This window comes from bacterium, from assembly GCA_021159335.1.
GTDB lineage: Bacteria > UBP14 > UBA6098 > B30-G16 > B30-G16 > JAGGRZ01.
Genome location: JAGGRZ010000106.1, coordinates 1 through 17,232 on the forward strand (window position 1 = coordinate 1; position 17,232 = coordinate 17,232).

General features: G+C 44.4%; 15 protein-coding genes. 2 read left to right on the forward strand and 13 right to left on the reverse strand.

All coding sequences use genetic code 11. The features are described from left to right. Position 1: 1 nt before the first annotated feature. From J7J62_05935 to J7J62_05970, 8 genes are all read right to left on the reverse strand, one after another. The gene (locus J7J62_05935) at positions 2-349 is read right to left on the reverse strand and encodes a hypothetical protein (GenBank protein MCD6124693.1); all 348 of its coding nucleotides are present in this window, start codon (positions 347-349) and stop codon (positions 2-4) included. Beyond that, complete coding sequence (locus J7J62_05940) at positions 334-876, reverse strand: macro domain-containing protein (GenBank protein MCD6124694.1); 543 nt, start codon at positions 874-876, stop codon at positions 334-336. The genes J7J62_05935 and J7J62_05940 overlap by 16 nt, the downstream gene beginning before the upstream one ends. 68 nt (positions 877-944) lie before the next feature. Further along, entirely contained in the window at positions 945-1,985 is a 1,041-nt protein-coding gene (locus J7J62_05945; protein ID MCD6124695.1) for a hypothetical protein, read from the reverse strand. 24 nt (positions 1,986-2,009) lie between these two features. Next, positions 2,010-3,323 carry a tripartite tricarboxylate transporter permease gene (locus J7J62_05950; GenBank protein ID MCD6124696.1) on the reverse strand — a complete coding sequence of 438 codons (1,314 nt, stop codon included), beginning with the start codon at positions 3,321-3,323 and terminating at the stop codon, positions 2,010-2,012. A gap of 18 nt (positions 3,324-3,341) precedes the next feature. Then, entirely contained in the window at positions 3,342-4,784 is a 1,443-nt protein-coding gene (gene tilS / locus J7J62_05955; protein MCD6124697.1) for a tRNA lysidine(34) synthetase TilS, read from the reverse strand. A gap of 4 nt (positions 4,785-4,788) precedes the next feature. Then, on the reverse strand, positions 4,789-5,601 hold the full coding sequence (locus tag J7J62_05960) for a class I SAM-dependent methyltransferase (protein ID MCD6124698.1): 813 nt from the start codon (positions 5,599-5,601) through the stop codon (positions 4,789-4,791). Next, positions 5,598-6,275 (reverse strand): glycosyltransferase family 2 protein, encoded by a 678-nt coding sequence (locus J7J62_05965; GenBank protein ID MCD6124699.1) that lies wholly within the window; start codon positions 6,273-6,275, stop codon positions 5,598-5,600. The genes J7J62_05960 and J7J62_05965 overlap by 4 nt, the downstream gene beginning before the upstream one ends. Before the next feature lie 51 nt (positions 6,276-6,326). Further along, a complete protein-coding gene (locus J7J62_05970) occupies positions 6,327-8,678 on the reverse strand; it encodes a T9SS type A sorting domain-containing protein (GenBank protein ID MCD6124700.1) in 2,352 nt (783 codons plus the stop codon). Between the two features lie 101 nt (positions 8,679-8,779). On the opposite strand from J7J62_05970, the gene ispE reads away from it, so the two are divergent. After that, positions 8,780-9,622, forward strand: a complete 843-nt coding sequence (gene ispE, locus J7J62_05975; GenBank protein ID MCD6124701.1) for a 4-(cytidine 5'-diphospho)-2-C-methyl-D-erythritol kinase — start codon at positions 8,780-8,782, stop codon at positions 9,620-9,622. A gap of 22 nt (positions 9,623-9,644) precedes the next feature. On the opposite strand, the gene J7J62_05980 is transcribed toward ispE, so the two are convergent. Next, positions 9,645-11,294 (reverse strand): right-handed parallel beta-helix repeat-containing protein, encoded by a 1,650-nt coding sequence (locus J7J62_05980; protein ID MCD6124702.1) that lies wholly within the window; start codon positions 11,292-11,294, stop codon positions 9,645-9,647. Positions 11,295-11,398: 104 nt separating this feature from the next. Between J7J62_05980 and J7J62_05985 the strand changes: the two genes are divergently transcribed. Continuing rightward, on the forward strand, positions 11,399-12,547 hold the full coding sequence (locus J7J62_05985) for a DUF763 domain-containing protein (GenBank protein ID MCD6124703.1): 1,149 nt from the start codon (positions 11,399-11,401) through the stop codon (positions 12,545-12,547). Between the two features lie 53 nt (positions 12,548-12,600). Here J7J62_05985 and J7J62_05990 read toward each other — a convergent pair whose 3' ends face one another. The 4 genes from J7J62_05990 to J7J62_06005 form a co-directional block, all read right to left on the reverse strand. After that, a complete protein-coding gene (locus tag J7J62_05990; protein ID MCD6124704.1) occupies positions 12,601-13,092 on the reverse strand; it encodes an MGMT family protein in 492 nt (163 codons plus the stop codon). A gap of 8 nt (positions 13,093-13,100) precedes the next feature. Next, positions 13,101-15,260 carry a UvrD-helicase domain-containing protein gene (locus J7J62_05995; GenBank protein MCD6124705.1) on the reverse strand — a complete coding sequence of 720 codons (2,160 nt, stop codon included), beginning with the start codon at positions 15,258-15,260 and terminating at the stop codon, positions 13,101-13,103. Between the two features lie 80 nt (positions 15,261-15,340). Further along, the gene (locus tag J7J62_06000) at positions 15,341-16,465 is read right to left on the reverse strand and encodes a SufD family Fe-S cluster assembly protein (protein MCD6124706.1); all 1,125 of its coding nucleotides are present in this window, start codon (positions 16,463-16,465) and stop codon (positions 15,341-15,343) included. Next, the gene (locus tag J7J62_06005) at positions 16,446-17,231 is read right to left on the reverse strand and encodes an ABC transporter ATP-binding protein (GenBank protein MCD6124707.1); all 786 of its coding nucleotides are present in this window, start codon (positions 17,229-17,231) and stop codon (positions 16,446-16,448) included. Before J7J62_06005 ends, J7J62_06000 begins: the two co-directional genes overlap by 20 nt. Position 17,232 lies beyond the last annotated feature (1 nt).

Genomic DNA, 17,232 nt, shown 5'->3' on the forward strand with positions numbered 1-17,232 from the left:
CTTACCAAATTACTATCTTTTGTGAAAACCCCAATCTTTTCCATATCAACATCAAAGAATATATAATAGCGGTTTCAAATATAAGAAAACCTATTATGATGAAAGGATAAATCATATTATCAGGAATATTAAGGAATGATACAAAACGGAAAAAATATGACATATAAAATTTTAATTTAGTATATATGGGGTCGCCCATAAATAGTGTTGGGTCGCGGAAAAACCTTATAAGCGGTATGTGTATCGTCAAATTTCCGGTATCGAGCGGAATTTTGTTAAAAAGCATTTGAGCAAAAGATATCAAAAACGAGTAAATCAATCGTCTTTTCCAGTCTAAATTTTTTTCCATTTTCCGAGTTCCTTGGCAAAAAGTTCAGCAGTCGGTCTGTCTATGCTTACAAACCTGATTTCCTCTATGTTTTTCGCGACTCTGGTAAATTTTATTACCTCATCAACAATGACGCTAACCCCTTCTTCCTTAGGATAGCCAAAAATGCCCGTGCTTATCGCAGGCATCGATATCGAGCGACATCCAAGACTTTCAGCCCTGGTCAAGGCGTTTTTAACAGCATTTCTCAGCTTCTGCTCTTCGTCACCCTCGCCCCATCTCGGTCCCACAGCATGGATAACATATCTTGCCGGCAGATTTCCACCCGAAGTCACCGCAACATTGCCAACTGGAACCGGTCCGTTTCTTTTCACCCATTCGCGAGATTCGGATATTATGGTTGTGCCACCCGCCTTTGCTATTGCTCCTGCTACTCCACCGCCATGAGCGAGCATCGAGTTCGCTGCGTTAACTACAGCATCAACATCCTCCTTCGTTATATCACCTTCCACGGCAACCAAATCAACTCCATTAATATTTATTCTCATTTTTTCGCCCATAACTTCCCTCCCATTCTGACCATAATAGCGAAGTTAAGCCGACATTTTCTCTCGATTTACTTTGTCGGCGATTGAGCTCTTGGTGGTTTCTTGGTTGGAAAATTAACGGTCAATCCAATCCTGTGAACGTTATCTATCGATGACGCTACAAAAGCATAATCGATTCTCACTAAACCAAGCCTTATACCGGCACCTGCGGAAAGATCTCGTCTGTCAAGCCCACCGCGAAGATAAAAAACATTCCAAAATGACACTTCAAGCCCAACATGAGGGTCAAAGCTCACATCGCCAATATTCCCGAGCACGGCATCCTCGTAACCTTCAAACTTCATCTCAAGGTCGAAAGCTGCCAAGCCCGATATTCCCCTGCCCCAAAGTGATCGTTGATAAAGTCCACCTATCCTCGCAGTGGGAAGTTTATTCTCAACGAAATTCGTGGACCATTTTAGCCTCGTTCCAGGAAAGTCGAGAAGAGAAATGGCAAGCCTGTAATTCTTGCCTTCATACATTGCTCCCAAATCACTGCCATAGCCTAAATTAGTATAACCACCTATGTCCTGCCTTATTATCTTAAGATTGGCTCCAAGCGCCAACTTTTTAGACAGCCTTACCGCAATGCCCAACCAGCCAGCATAATCAGCCTCGCTTCTAAGCTCTATAGCGGAGGGATCCACAGGTTCGCCAGGGTCCCAAACGCCGTTGCCCTCGCCCTGATCTCCTGTTCCAGGAATGCCATCAACACCGTAATCGAAATAACCGTCATCGCGGGTGAATGGTATGCGGTCAGTTGAAAGCCTTATTAACGAAATCCCGAAAGAAAGCTTGCTAACTTTAAACCTTGAGGCGAAAGCATCGAGAAGGTACATTTGGTCGTATAGCAAAGCGTGCATAGCGTAAACCTGCGGTGTCTTTATCCATCCAAGCGAAGCTGGATTCCACCACAAAGCGGAGGGGTCATCGTTAATGGCTATAAAAGCGTTTCCCATTCCGGCGGCGCGCACCCCAGAACCTATCTCAAGAAACTCTGCGACATACTTGCCAGCCCATGCAGATGATGCCACAAAAATGATGATTAATAAAGCGATTTTCCATCTCATAATCAACTCTCCTTATTTTAATATTTATATTATGCCTAAAAAATGAGCTATCTTTGGACCTATTCCCGCCATGTTGAGCGATATGGGCAAAAGCAAAACTCCAAGACAATTAAGCCGTCGCGCACCATAGAGAACGGGTATCAAACCTATACCCGTAGCTACAATCATAAGAAAAACTCCGGCCATTTTACCGATAACAAAAACTATACTAACTAAAATCACCAAAGTTATAGCAGATATTAATTTATAATTAATTTTGTGAATAAAAATTGCAAACAATTTAGCGATATAAGTTAATGCTATAAAAGCAAGTCCAGCAGAAATCATCATAACGGCAAGAGCTGTAATGAACTGATTGATGCTCAAAGAGCGGAAAAAAGGTGATATGATTAATACGAGCCCGCCCTTGCCAAGTCCTGAGTACGGTATAAAGAAAAACAGGAACGCGCCAACATAATAAACCACTTTTGATACGCCTTGTGACATGATAAATACTCTTTCGTCCTGCTGAGCGGTTGCCTGACCAGCGACTAACGCTCCCATCCCAGCGGTTATTATCGGAAAAGTAGCTGCCATAAGCCCACCAAGACCTCCCGCTATGGCCGACCGAACCGCTATGTCGGGCGTAAAATCGAGAGAGTAAGCTATCTTTTGTGCAGGAATTTTAGCTTTGGCGAAAAGATTTATTATAATGCTCGGCACTGCGAAAAGACCTATGAAAACGGGCGCCAGAGCCTGAAATGATGTGCCAAGTGGAAGGATGTTTTTGTTGAAAACTATGAGTCCGAGAAATCCGGAAAGCAAAAATGTCAAAAGCCCAGCAGCAGGTGAGCGCCAGGCAGCTAAAAATCTGCGCCACCCCGGGGGATAACGCTCATGTGTTTTGGGCCACTCTGACATTATTATGTAAACACCCATAAGCCCTATTATCCAATGCAAGTGCGGGGATACCAGTTTTCTTATAGCCGGTAGAATGGATGTGGCAAAAGGTGCAAGAAGAAGGAGAAGAAGAATGCCCATTATCGAACCAGCAGCGGTCATCATAGTGACCTCATACGCTCTTCCACGAAGTAGCGCTTTGTGTCCCGGCATCAGGACGAAAATCATGCTCTCATCCGGCGCAGAAAGAAACACAGCAGTAAGGGTGTTCATTATGGCATATGTAACCACCATGGCCATAAAAACATAAGGTAAAAATTCCATAGGCATGAGTCCACCAGCCCCTAATGCAATGAGAACGAAAATTCCGAGAACATTGTAAATGTGAAGAGCAGGTATCAAAGATACAAACATCGCTATAAGAACACCAAATATAACATATAGCAATAGTTCTATCATGACGCGCGTATCCTTATTTTACCCTATTGACTTATACGGATTAAACTCCTTTTTGGCTTCCGCCAAAGCTTTGAGGAAAAGCTCTGGGAAAAGGCCGCTCCACTCAAGCTTCACGACATTTTTCGTTCGTGAGGTCAACTTGAATGGTTCTGCGATCTCGACACCTGCAACCCACGCAAGTCTTTCGCCAATGAAAACGAGCGGCACAGCCCTGCGGAATATGAGCGGCACTCCACGCGATTTAACGAAACTTGAGACCTTCATAGTGCTGCCGCCCAACGGATGAAAAAGCAAACCCGGAGTATGTGGTGCAACATAAATAGGAGAACCATCATAAGCGATCGTAGCAACAAGCGGATTGTCCGACTTTGGCTCATCAGGCAGCGGAATTGTGGTTGCCGATACTCTGCCTATACATCCCAAGTCTGCGAATCCCCCGATGGGAACCTCGGCGGTTTTCAGCTGATATACCTTCGTTTTGGCTATAAATAGACAGTTGCCCTCACGCATAGCGAATGCACCACCATATATTGGATACTCCCTTTTCGATGATATTATCCTCCAGAAAACATGGGACACCCTTTCTATTGAGAACCCTTTTAATCCTACGCCAAGTCTGGGAAGCGATTGTCTCAGAACCTCACCGAATGTGAATTCATCGCTAAGCGCCAATGAAGCTTTGAAAGCCATTACGCCGCACGCTTCCCCAAGAAATGCTTCGTTTATGTATCGCGCGAAAGCGCGCTCCAGCGCTCGACGGGTGAAATCGAGCATCTCAGTCGCACGGAATATGTGCTTTACAGAATCCTTTCCAAAATTCTCGATGATAAACGGAATCAATCGATGCCTTATGCGATTGCGCGTGTATCTCATATCCCAATTCGAGTAATCCTCGCGCCACGGTATCTCAAGTTTTATAAGTGCTCTTCTTATATCCTCACGCCAAAGAACCATTATCGGACGAATAACAACCCCAGCCCTCACCTTCATCCCGGCCAATCCCCTAATTCCACTTCCCCGCAAAAGATTGAAAACAAATGTTTCTACCTGGTCATCAGCTGTGTGCGCGAGCGCTACCAATGCACCATATTTATATGCCTGCTCCTCAAAAATTTCTCGTCTTACCAACCGTGCAGCTTCCTCAATGCCGAGTCGGAGAGTCTCAGCTTTCTTAGGAACATCAATCGTGAATACATCAAGCGGTATTTTCCATGTTCGACAAAGCTTTCTAACGAATAGCTCGTCCTGGTTCGCATCGTCACCGCGTATCATGTGATTAATATGAACCGCCCTGAGCATGAATCCAAACTTTCGCGCAAGTCTTCTTAGCGCCCACAACATAAAAACAGAGTCGCCACCCCCCGAAACCGCCGCGACAATCACCTTATAACCATCAAACAAGTCTTTCTTGCGGCAAAAATCCTCAACCTCATCAAGCAACTTTTTCGCCTCAGATGACATAGGATTAAACCTTTTCGGCTACTATGTATGTTCGAGGTCCTCTCCTAAAGAGCTTTCTCATTACATAAGCTAAGCCCAAAAAATTCACAATCCGCCAAATAAGCCCGCCCAGCAAACACTGCAACCTATACAAAAATATGGTAAACTTCCTCATCCCAACTGATGCGGTAAAATTAACTATTATCCCCCATAAAAAGTCCCACACCTTTCCCCACAGTCGCAACTCTTTTTCGAAAGAACCGCGCTCAATCACCCTGAAACCAAACTTTTCAACAATCCCAGCCAGTTCCTCGGGTTTGTAGGCAGTGTGAATGTAACTATCTTCTATCCCAAACAATCTAAGCACCCCAGGTTCCTCCCGGAATGGTCGTTTTTTATGCCAATTCGGACATGTTATTATTATTCTGCCGCCTTTTTTTATCGAATACGCTACATTAGAAAGAAACCCCTCATACCCAGGAAGATGTTCTATCACCTCACTGGAAAAGACACCATCCAGAACTCCCTTTCCCAAAGGTAGTGCGCAGGCATCAGCGACTAAGAAATAACAATCGTGTGCGCGAAGCATTGCCCTCATGATAACAGGATATGAAATATCGATGGCTATAACTTTGTCCGCACTTTTCAGCAACTCTGGCAAATAAACCCCGCCACCACAGCCCACATCAGCCCAAACGCCACCGTTAACAAATTTTTTTATTAAGTTTTTCGTAACGAATCTAAACCGCGCAAGTCCCCAGGCACTCGTATGAACAAACTTCTCCTCCACATAGTTCTTGCCCAGAACTTCGTAGAAATGTTTTAGGTCCTGGTTCATTTCAGAAACCACCTTTTAGGGAAGTATGTTAAAACAAACCAAAAGAAACGCAATGTGTCCACGATAGGATGGAAGTAACTTTTTCCGCGGTATATCGTTGGGATTTTAATAAATGCTATTTTGGCGCCCATTCGCGCAGCCTCGACAATAAGCTCGCTTTCGATCTCATATTTCCTACTGAGAAGTGTTGCTCGTTCGAGTATCCATCTTTTTATTGCTCGGTATCCACACTGACTGTCCTCAACTTTGATTCCCGACATCAGGGACACGATGAAAGTAGAACATGCATTGCTAATCTTCCTTTCAAATGGCATTCCATCAGTGTTGTAAAGTCTATTGCCTACCACAAGGTCGTATCCACTTTCAATTTTTGCGATAAAATCGTTTATCATTTCTGGAGGATGCTGAAGGTCGGCGTCGAGCGTAACGAAAACATCGTAACCGTTTTTAAGACAGTATTCGAAAGCGGTTTTTAAAGCAGCACCCTTGCCAAAATTTCTTGGATGAGTTAAAACAACAGCACCAAAAGCCTTAGCTTTTTCAGCTGTATCATCATTAGAGCCATCATCAACCACTATTATGTCAGCGGTATTGTTGGTTTTTCTTACTCTCTCAAGCGCTTCATTTATGGTCTCACCAGCGTTGTAGGCAGGTATTATAACGCATATTCTCATAAATTTAAATAAATATTCAGAGCCAATATACGCAACACATGATTTGCGAAATCATCTAACCATAACAACCCTCCTCGTAATCAACAAATCGTGAACTAATGTCCTAACAAAGTAAATACCTGATGGCAAATCACCCGGTGACCACAATATCGAGGATGCACCTTTAGGAATAACCAATTTGCCCACAGATTTTCCAGCGACATCGAAAATTTCGATAGGCACATCACGGTCAGCATTTCCTTTTAGTGTTATCACGCAATGCGAATTGAATGGATTTGGGTACACTGCTAATGATATTTTAGGCAAAATAGAGCTGAACTCCACTGCTTTTGTGGTTTCTGGGGCGAAGTCAACCACAGCGAAGTTATCTATATACCAACCGCGATAAGAGACATATCGGTCAGTACCGAGCAGAAAAGCGAATTGCACGCTATCACCGCGGAACGACGACAGGTCAAATGTAAGAAGCTCCCACTTACGCTTCCTTCCACAGAATCCGGGCCGACCTCCAAGGAACGGGTTTGTGGGCAAAATATTTCCCGGATAGGATGTAGTTGGCGTGATAATTGACCAAGTAGAGTCATCGGTAGTTTTCACTCGAACCTGAGCACCGTCAAACCAGTCATCACCACGGCCTTCTATGGAGTACCAATGCCAGAACATCATTGTTGGACGATACAACGAATCAGCAATATAAAACACCGGTGTTACAGCCATCGAAAGCATGCTATCCGAATACCCATATGCGAGCCTGGTGGCAAGTAAATTTGGTGGGCTTATCGGTTCCGGAATGGAAGTCGGGCCTACCTCCCAGTCCCCATCAAGCGACCAGCCAACAAGCGTGTCGTCGAAATCCTCAGTGTAAATAGGAACAGGCGTCCCAACGAGAAAACTGAATGTATCGGGAAGGAAATATCCTTGATCATCTTTCACGATCAACACAAATCTTGCCCATTGCCCGGGAGATAGCGGTGGAATCAACGAAAACCTTATGCCACCAATCCACGCTGTGTCACCCTTTGGATTCAACTCTGCACTGAAGTGTTCAACAGAGTCCACCAGAAGTATTCCTGAGCTTATGGGTCTAACAAGCACATCAAAATCGGTGGCGGTATCAAGCCCGTAATTAACTATTTTTACCGTCAATTCAACGAGTTCGCCCACATCGGGAAAACTGTCGCCGTCGCCTGAAACAACGGAAATTCGGAAATCCACAGCCCGCGGTGCATAACCAGCGATGAGAGCGTTAATAATCTGTGGCATAAGCTGGGACTGGCAAAGATAACTTATCCTTGAAGTATCAGGCCAAAAACCATCACGCCAACCGCCCACTTCTGGCGTAACACTGAATATTCCGCATGAATCATACATCCAATCCACCTCATCACCTGTGGTTATGTATATAGTGGCGGAACTGTTGCCATTTATATACAAGTTTCTTTCCACCATCCACGATGTGTAAAGCATGAAGTAGTTATGGTCGGGGCAATGAGAAAGAGTATGTCCCCATGGGAAAAGATATAGATTTGAGAAGCTATGAAAGTTCATGTGAGTTCTGAAATTGTGGCTTAAGACAAAATTTTTGAATCCTCTCGATTCTGGTTCGGAGAAAGGTGCGGGTCCGAAATATGTTTGTGATGCTGGATTTGGCGATGCACCTGTGGTGTCACCCCAGCAGTCGTTGAAATTTCTATTGAGATCAACGCCATCGTAATCGGTGTCAAAAGCACCGTTTAGGTTATTATCACGGGCATTTTTACGCCACATCCCGCCACCGCCGGGTCTTAACATCTCGTTTATTCTATAGCCATCTGGGTTCAAAACCAGTATGAACCAAAGCTCCCGGTTGTTTACAAGATAAGTAGCTATAGGGTCTGTGCCGTAGCCGTTGAGAAGGAAATTTATAAAATGTAAAAGCGAGAGCGGCGTTATAACCTCTCTCGCATGAATAGTCGCATCATAAAGGACCTCGGGTTCATCCTCGTCAACGGAAACGCTATCCGAGATTTTTATGGCGTAAACAACATTGCCCATCCAGCCGGTGGCAAGACTTTCCTTTACTGAAACAAGCGAAGGGAACATGGTATGAAGAGTATCTATGGTGGCTAAAATCTCGCTCAGAGTGGGATAACCGCCCATAGGAAGACTTAAATCGAGCCGAGATGCGTAATATTCGGGCAAATCATCTATTATTATCCTGTAGCTTACCCCGCAATTCAGGAGCTCCACAAGGTCATCTTCCCAACCTATTATGTCGACATAAGCACCCTCGCGAACATAGGCTACATCGAAGTTGTAAAAACGCGCTACTTTAGAAAAATCGTCAAAATCCACTCTTACGAGCGGCTGCGCAAAAAGCATTGAAGTTATCGCTACGATCGTAATCGTAAGGAATGCTCTCATCGCTATCCTCCCAAAAAAGTTTAAGATAAATATACAAATTATACACGACAAATCCATACAAATTTGCTTGGTAAACTGTTAAAAATTATTAGATTAAATGCATGAACAGAATTTCATTACAATCGCCGGCTAAAATAAACTTGTTTTTATTTGTGCTCGGTCGTCGCGAGGACGGTTATCACAACATCTACTCGCTGGTTCAAGTCGTTGACCTCGTCGATACGGTGGAAATAGAACGCTCGGATAGGACAGAAATCGAATTCATCGGAACGAAAATATCGAGTGAGAGCACGATTCACAAAGCCCTTAAAAAACTTAGCGAATATGTTGGCAAGAAACTTTCGGCAAAAATAGTGGTGCGAAAAAGGATACCTGCCGGTGCTGGTCTCGGAAGCGGAAGCTCAAATGCTGCGATAGCGCTTTACGGGCTGAACAAAATATTTAATCTTGGCTTAAGCCTCGAACAACTTCGCGAAATAGGCGCCTCCGTTGGCTCTGATGTTCCGCTTTTCCTCACGCATGGCTCGGCGATAATCTCGGGAAGGGGTGAAATAGTTAAGGAGGTCAATCCACCACTCGATTACTCCGTGGTTCTGATAGTGCCAAAAATTCGCATCGATACAAAATGGGCATACTCGAATGTAACAAACTACCATCAACCGCCGGAAGAATTGCTCGACGAAAAATCCGTTGAGGGAGACAACTTCTGGCAAAGCCTATCAAACTTTGACAATTCATTTATCCAAGTAATAAGAAACAATTTCCCCTCGATTGCTAAAGATATCGACCGATTAAAATCATTTGGAGCAGACTATGCCTCGATAACGGGCAGCGGCTCCGCATACTTCGGGATTTTTAGAGATAGCACAAAAGCACTAAACGCACTAATGGAAAAATGGGATGGAAATACATATCTCGTGCGACCAGCGAAAATCGTCCTGTAAGCTTATTAAGCCAAAAAACCGTCTACTTTATGAGCACAGCCCTTGTGGTAAGCATTCTACCTTTCGTGAAAGCCCTAACGATGTACACGCCACTCGACACATTTTCGTGAGGATTCCAAACATACTTTCCAGTTGTGGTACTTGCTCTATGCACCAGCTTTCCATTAAGATTGTAAATCTCGACCACCGCATTTGATGGAGCATATATCACACAGGATGAATTGAATGGATTGGGATAAACTGCCAACTCAAATTCGGATGGCTTTACATATGATTCCTCAATACCTGCTGCGCCATACTCGTAGACTCCAATGTCCCATGTAGCGTGCGCTGGCCTACGACCGCCAGCGTAATCCTCATCGGGAGACCAGATTGTATCGCCCGACAACAAAACAATATACTCGGCACCAGCATCTATACAAGGGCTGGTTGGCAGAAGATGGAAATCATTAATAGAAGTATCGACAAACATAGGGTCGAGTTGAATGTTATATAACGCGTCGCACGAATCACCGTTAGCATTAACTGTAACATTGGTGCCAATCCACGATGGCAAGTCGAAGAAATTACCTGAGCCGTTTTGCCAGAAATCGCAGTAATAGGGTCTAATGTTCCCCCATGCGCCCCAGTGTGTGTTGTATGCGATTATCGAATTTATGATTGCCGGATAATCAAGGGATGTGTCGCTAACAAAGTTCTTTATAGCAATCTCTACATCATTAAATGCTATAACGCTATTAATAAGCTTGGCCCCATTGCCTATAAATACACAAGCTCCGAGACGACTTTTGTTTCTTACGATTATACAATTTTCTATTGTAGTAGAATAGTTTGCTACAATTACGTTTCCTTCAGCGGAATATGGAACCTCATTGTATGCTATCAAACACCTTCTGAATATCACTCCCGTGTGGACACCGGCATCAATCACCGTACCAGTGTTATGTACAATTTTCGTCCTCGCAACTAAAACATTATAACTTTCGGATATTCTGATACCACCTCTATTATATAAGATTTCGCATTTGTCTATCGTTAAATTATCTGTGTAATGCATTGTTATAGCCATCCCATTAACATCGGTTATAATACAATTATAGAGAATACAATCTTCAGCTTCGTTAAATGATATGCCTCCCCAGCCTGCTGAAGCAGAATCGCTTAAGAAAAAGATCTTATTAGACCACAATCCTTCAGCTATAAGCGTACCGTAAACTATCAACCCTGAACCATTGGCAAACTCGAATCTGGTTCCGGGTCTCACAATAAGAGTCTCACCACGAGGAACAATTATAGTGCTGCCAACCCTGTATATGCCCGGACCTATAATTCCGCTGATGTTGCCGGACAAACCTACATATCGAAGCGTTATATTTGGCAGTGTTAGTGAACTATATATCGACCGCGAAGAAATAGAATCCGTTCTGTAACCAACTTTAGAAAATACAATATTATATACACCCTTAGGAATTTGTTTTGTATAATGCCCAGAAGAATTGGTCGTGGTCGAGTCAACGAAAGCAAAAGGCGCGATTCGCCTGAACAAAACCTTTATTCCTGCATGATTCGTTGAGCCCTCAAGATAAGCATCCCCCTGAACGGTAACTGTGTCGGAAAACGCAATGCCAACAATAAAAAGCATCAACAAAGCAACAACACAAATCTTCCTCATTGCTCACCCCCTGTTTTTACCTTTATTAAAAAATATTCAAATTCCATTGATTTTCAAGAAAAAATTCTCATTTTAATAATAAGAATTAAAATTTTTTAATAGAAATGAAACGCACCGGAACGGCAAAATTACCACTTCACGGGGGAAAGGCACCAAGATGGCTTTTTGAGAGAATGGTCAAACTCTCAAGAGCCATAATCGAGTCCATGGTAATCCTTTACGGTCCAAAAGAGGTTCTCAGACGGCTGTCCGACCCATTCTGGTTCCAGGCATTCGGATGCGTCCTCGGTTTCGATTGGCATTCGTCAGGCGTAACAACTACCGTTATGGGCGCGCTGAAAGTAGCGCTTAAAGGAACTGAGCGAGACCTTGGGATAATAGTTGTGGGTGGCAAAGGTGCCACATCGAGAAAGACACCGCTTGAAATAGCAACATATGCCGACAAACTGGGATTTGAAGCTGACAGCCTCATCTATGCAAGCAGAATGGCAGCAAAAGTTGACAGCGCAGTGCTACAGGATGGATACCAGCTTTATCATCACACGATGGTCTTCACACCGCAAGGAGAATGGGCAGTGATCCAGCAGGGCATGAACGAAGAAAACGCTTTCGCGAGGCGATACCACTGGCTTTCATTTTCTCTAAAAAGTTTTGTCGAGGAACCACACGAGGCAATAGCAGCTGAGGCGGTAGGTGATGCGCTCGATATGACCGCCAAAAAGTCAGCACCGGCAAGAAATGGCTCGGTCATGCTAACAAAAGAGCCGCCCGAATCACTCGTTAAAGAGCTAAAATCAGCATCGCGAATTTTTGAGGAAAAACCATATGGCATGCAACTTTCGCTTTTTAGCAACGAAACGAAAACACTCCCGGAAAGAAAGCTAACCCTTCCGCGACGACATTATGTCTCCCTTCTGGATGTAAACGCTGAAAAACTCGAAAAAATATTCCATAAAATCCACGAGGAGAATCCAGAAAATTATGAAAAACTCGTTTCACTGCGAGGAGTGGGACCAGCAACGATAAGAGCACTGGCACTGCTATCCGAGCTGCTTCTTGGTAAACCACCATCGTTTGAGGACCCGGCAAGATATTCGTTCGCTCATGGTGGCAAGGATGGACATCCATATCCAGTTAATCGCAAAGTTTATGACCGCTCAATTCAAATACTAAAAGAGGCAATCGAAAAAGCAAAACTTGACGAGACAGACAAAGCTAAAGCGCTCAGAAAAATCATCGAAAAGTTTTTGTAAAAATATAATATCAGCTCTACCTCACTAAGCTATCAATACATTTCGTGCTTCTCTTACCGTCCAAGAATTTCATCCTCGGATACCAAATGTGCTTCATAATCAGCCACAAAATACTTTTTACCACGCCTAATCACCGTGTGTCCCTCAGCTTCAAGCAGTCGCCTATGTCGCTCGACACCACCGGGAAACTTGGGATTAAGTTCACCCTTGGCTTTAAGCGTTCGCCAGTAGGGTGTTATCTCGGTTTCTCCAGCTTCACGAGACTCCTCAGCTGCATTGGCGGCTATGTTAATGAATATCCCGGTTGTTAGCGGACAACCAATGGTGGCACCGTGCTTTTTCGCAAGAAATCTGCGTATCTCTGCAACAGTAATGAGTTTTCCTTTAGGTACTTTTCGCATTATTTCGTCAACCTCAATAGGTGCCGGAATAACCATAGTCCCCTCGCCAACACGCGCTTTCATTTTCTCGGGAATTTCCACCACCTTTGGCAGGTCCTTGCTGTCGTGAAGTTTTTCACGCCATGATTTATGCTTTCTCGTCATACTCCTCCCTACGCTTCCTTCACTATTTTAAGCTTGGCGAATTTTGCCACAAGTTTTTTACGCCCGAAATTCGGGAAATCAACCGTTACTATCGTTCTCTCACCCGCTCCACGAACCTCCATAACCACCCCCTTACCAAAGAACGGATGCCAAACAACTATACCCGGCGAATACCCTGTATCATAAACCTCCTCCCTTGGGCGATAGTATTCGACGCTGCTGAAAACAATTGAGCCTTCCGGAACAAGGTCTACAACATCAAGTTTATCCTGAGGAAGTTCGTCGATAAAAGGCGACCTACCCAGCTCCTCAACTGAACCAAAACGCGACCGCTGAATCGTGTAGGTAACCGTAGCAAACCTCTTAGCCCTCGTTAAAGCCACATAAAAAAGCCGTCTCTCCTCCTCAAGTTGTTCGTCGTCCTGAAGTGCCCTCGTGAGAGGAAAAACCCCAAGCTCAAGCCCCACTACAAACACTGCCTCGAACTCAAGGCCTTTAGCAGCATGGATGGTCATTAAATTAACGACATCCTCGCCCTTTTTCCAGCGGTCCACATCGGTCATAAGCGTAACGGAACCAAGAAAGTTTAGTATCGTAGGCTCATCACTTTGCGACTCAAACTCCTGGGCAGCGGCGACAAGCTGACCTATGTTCTCGATTCTTGCCCGCGCCTGTATTGAATCCTCCTCCATCAACTGCCTCACATAGCCTGTCCGCTCAACAATTTCCTGTATCAAAACCGACGGCAAAACACTGTCTATGTCTGTTTTCAGGTCCTCTATAAGCTCTACGAACGCTTCGATTGATTTTCGCTGTTTGGGTCTTATTGGCAATGGTTCCCCGCTTGAAATAACTTCATACATGGATACACCCGCCGATTCCGCCAGCTCAGCTATAGCTTGAATAGTAGTTGCCCCTATGCCACGGCGGGGAGTGTTTATTATCCTGCGAAGTGAAACATCGTCTGCTGGGTTTATCAAAAGTCTTATGTAAGCGAGTATATCTTTTATTTCAGCGCGCTCGTAAAATCCAACGCCGCCTACTACTACATACGGTATTCCGCGTTGCCTTAACTCCTGCTCAAAAAGCCTTGAAAGCGCATTAATACGATAAAGCACTGCTATCTCACCTGCGGGAATCCCCTCATCCATTAAATCCACAATTCTCTGAACCACATAGCGTGCCTCAGCGTAATCATCAGGTGCACGGACAAGCTTCACACGCTCACCAGCCGGTGCAGTAGTATAAAGCCTTTTTGCATGGCGCATCCTGTTGTGCGCTATAACAACGCTCGCTGTCTCAAGAATATGCGCTGTGGAACGATAATTTTTCTCAAGACGGATTATCTTGCAGCCAGGGTAATACTTTGGAAAGTCAAGTATGTTTCTTAACTGCGCTCCTCGCCACGAATATATAGATTGGTCATCGTCTCCAACGACAGTAATGTTTTGATGAGTCCTTGTTAACTCCCTCAAAAAAGCGAATTGCGATTCATTAGTGTCCTGAAACTCATCGACGAGAATATACTGGAACTCCTCGCTATATCGTTGCCTTATTTCATTTCGTGTTCGGAACATTCTCACCACAAGTAAAATCATATCGTCAAAATCCACTGCTTTAGCCTTTCTAAGAAGCTCGTCGTAGCGCGCATAAATTTTTGCGATGGTGCGCTCTGCTGGCGTTTTGGCTCTCTCGAGAAATTCATCGGGTGAAATAAGCTTCCTCTTTAAAGCACTTATAGCATGGGCAATTTTCTTAGGTTCAAGGCTCCGTGGGTCGAGCCCAAAATCGCTTATCACCTCTTTCACCAGTTGCACGGAATCATCCGCATCATAGATAACAAAATCCCTCGGTATCCCTATTGCTTCCCCGCTTTTCCTAAGGATTTTCCCACACATGGAATGAAATGTCCCCACCCAGGCATTCGAAAGGTTTATTCCAAGAAGTTGCTCGACTCGCTGTCGCATCTCGCGCGCAGCCTTGTTGGTGAATGTAACGGCAAGTATCGAATATGGTGGAACACCAACTTCATAAACGAGATAGGCAAGTTTGTAAGTCAACATCCTCGTCTTGCCCGAACCAGCCCCCGCAAGAACCAATACTGGACCATCAATAGCTCTAACGCCCTCAAATTGTTGCTCATTCAATTCCGATGCAAAGTCTATCATAGTGGAAATTTAACCAAAAATTTTGTGGCTGGAAATGGTTTTGCAGAAATTTATCGCGTAAAACCCATAATTATCTCGTTTTACAATGCAGCCTGCTCCATTATCTCGATATTGCGCTTCACCTCTTCCTCAAGCTTTGGCGGCAAACCAAGAATACCGACGTCGAGGAATCCTTTTATTATAAGTTGTGTTGCCTCATCGCGAGATAGTCCTCGCGCCATAAGATACTCAAGCTTCTCCTCATCGATCCGCCCGAGAGCTGCCTCATGAGAAAGGTCAGTGTCGGGAACATTCGCTGTAAGCTCAGGAATAGCATCAATCATGCCGCCTTCAGAAAGAAACAAACCATTGCACTCTATGTGCCCACGAGTATTTGGGGCATTAGCTATTATGTGTCCGCGTGATATCGCAACACCACCCTTTGAAATGTTGCGTGATATGGACTCACCGCTCGTGTTTGGCGCCGCAAGATATATGCGTGAACCCAAATCGTATGTCGACCCCTCAGGGGAAAGTATAAGCGTGGAAAACTTCGCAGAGGCTCCCTCACCTATAAGCCAGGCAGTAGGATACGATTCAGTCATTTTGGTCTGCCTCAAAGATATGTAGTTAGATATAAACTTGCTTCCAGCGTCGACTTTAACACCAGTCCGCGGACGAACCTCAACCTGTGGTGCCCAATCGTGAATCATGGTATAAGAAAGGGTAGAGTTCTTGCCAATAAAAATCTCAGTTATACCAATGTGCATTCCTGCATTAAGGTAAGAAGCTATCGCGCAACCGCTTATAATGTGAAACTCAACATCATCCTCAACTATTATTATGTTGTGAATCGCCTGAAGAAACCGCTCTATTTTTATAAAAAAGCAACTCTGAAACGGCTCTTTCGATACTGTTCCTTTCTTCACCCTTAGCCACTGTCCTACAACCCCTTTTTCCCGTTCACGCTGCCTCACAAACTTTGTGAACTTATCTTTCTCGGGCTCGACGAGAGACCAGAGGTAATCCTTCGCCCAATCGTACTTTTTAAGCGCTGCTGGAAGCCCTAAAACCTCTACCCCCTCAAACTTTGAAGAGGACTCAGCAACCTCATCATTAACTATCATAAACGAGCCGGTTCTTTCCTTGGCAGCGGGGTCAAACCCAACCCGCTCAAGTTTTTCAAGGTCAACATCGGAAAGTTTTTTATTGACTTTTTCGCCCATATCCCGCCTTTCCAAGCTCTATTCTAAAACACTCCTCACACCTTCCAAATCCGTTTTTTCTTATTTGTTTAAGAAGGTCCCAGGGGTTACCAGAGCAAACGATTTTGCCTGCAAGCATGACATACCCTTTGTCAGCGGTAACATAATCGAGTATGTGACCAGTGTGAGTAATGATAAGCCCGCACTTCTTTCTGCCATCAGGTATCATCTCATTTTGTGGAATGTCTTTCTGGAGCAACTTGTTTATAAACTTTCCTATCAACTCGATGTTTTCTATGTCCACACCGGATTCGGGCTCGTCAAGAAGCACAAGGTCGGGGTCCTGGGCAAGGAGCTGAAGTATCTCCGCACGCTTCTTTTCACCGCCAGAAAAACCAACATTAACTTCACGATTTATATGCTGACCGAGTCGCAGCCCATCGATAAATTGCTTTAACTCATCATGGTTTTTGTTGTTCGAAATAACATCGAGCAATTGTCCCAGCCTAACACCAGTTATCGCAGGCGCTTCCTGAAACGATATTCCTATCCCCAGCTTTGCGCGCTCACTTAATGGAAGGTCGGTAATGTCCTCGCCCTTAAAGTAGATTTTCCCTTTGATAACTTTATATCGCTGAAATCCCATTATTGCCTTAATGAGCGTAGTTTTGCCAGAGCCATTAGGTCCGAAAAGGACATGAGTTTCACCACAATTTATTTTCAGGCTGGCACCTTTTATTATCAGCCTACCGTCAACTTTAACCCATACATCTTCAAGTTTTAGCATC